The organism is Pseudomonas sp. (assembly GCF_037994325.1).
GTDB lineage: Bacteria > Pseudomonadota > Gammaproteobacteria > Pseudomonadales > Pseudomonadaceae > Aquipseudomonas.
This window is the reverse complement of the sequence record NZ_JBBNAH010000505.1, coordinates 1-1,396: the sequence shown is the minus strand read 5'-3', so window position 1 is coordinate 1,396 and position 1,396 is coordinate 1. Positions and strand designations below refer to the sequence as shown.

Annotated in this window: 1 protein-coding gene; it reads right to left on the bottom strand. The window is 57.6% G+C overall.

Annotated elements, in window-relative coordinates; all coding sequences use genetic code 11:
- Positions 1 to 1,101 (bottom strand): ergothioneine biosynthesis protein EgtB (gene egtB, locus AAAB16_RS17080; protein ID WP_340664399.1); only part of this gene is annotated, 1,101 nt, incomplete at its 3' end.
- Positions 1,102 to 1,396: the final 295 nt, after the last annotated feature.

The following is a 1,396-nucleotide window of genomic DNA, read 5'->3' as shown; positions in this document are numbered from 1 at the left end:
GCTAAGGCGCGAGTGGTCTCGGGGCGTAACGCAGGCTCCGCCCCGCAGCACCAATTGGCTGACCATAAATTTGCCGTTGTATTCGCCTACGGCACTGCTCACTGGCTTGAAGCCGGGGTAGGGAGCGTAAGCGCTTTGCGTCCACTGCCAGGCGCAATCGTCAATTTGCTCAAGCAGGCCAGAGCGTGCAGCGATCTCCCATTCTGTCTCCGTGGGCAGGCGGGCATTGGCCCAGATGGCGTAGGCGCACGCTTCGTAATAGCTGATGTGCATGACGGGCGCGGCCGCATCAATCTCACGAACGCCCGCCAGGCTCATTTGTTGCCAGTCTTGTGAGTTTCGCTGCCAGTAAAGCGGGGCTTCCCACGCTTCGGCCTGAACTTTCGCCCAGCCTTCTGCCAGCCAAAGTTCGGGACGGCGATAACCGTCTGCGGCGATAAAGGCCATCCACTCGCCATTACTCACTAGACGGTCGCTGATTTCGAAGGGCTGTAGCCATGTCGCGTGACGGGGGCTTTCGTTGTCGAAGCAAAAATCGTTGCCTGTATGACCTAGCTCCACCATGCCGCCGGCCATTAGCTGGTAGTGGCCATGGCGGTCGCCCGATGGTTCTTGCCAGCTCTTGGCATACGCCGGTTTGAGAGGAGATAGGCTGAACAGATGCAGTATGTCCATAAGCAGCAACTCTTGGTGTTGCTGTTCATGGGCCAGACCTAGTTCGACCAGCCTCTGCAACTCTTCGGTGTTTGAGCGGGTGAGTAGCCCTTGCATATGTTCGTCGACATGCCGGCGATATTCGCGTATTTGCGAAACGGAGGGTCGACTGAGCATCCCGCGTTGCGGCCGCGGTTGACGTGGTCCTAAGGCTTCGTAATAGGAGTTGAAAAGGTAAGCGAAGGCGGAGTCGAAAGTCTGGTAACCGGGAAGGTATTCGATAAGCAGAAATGTCTCGAAGAACCAGCTTGTGTGAGCGAAATGCCATTTTGCAGGGCTGGCGTCAGGCATGGACTGCACGACCATATCTTCATCGCTCAATGGCGCTATCAATGACTCGCTGTGGCGGCGTACGTGTAGATATCGCTCAAGCAGGCTGCTGTTCATCAGATGTCCTCTAGCAGCGGCGTTACCAGGAAACCTGCGTCGCTGTTCAGTCGTGCGTGGCAGTTGAACGGAATCTGCGAGTGGGCGTTCTGCGCCTCGCTATGGGGTATAGGTCTGATGCATTGGGTTCTAAGAAAGTTCGTGAGCGTTACAGCGTCTGCCGCTGAACGGCGTGCCACATAGCGTAGCTGTCTGGGTTGCGTGGACCGGATTGGACGCGAGCCCCTCGGGTGAACGGGCAAGTTAGAGAGCAGCCCGCGATCTGGATCGCGGACTGCACACGTTTGCCCAGGCG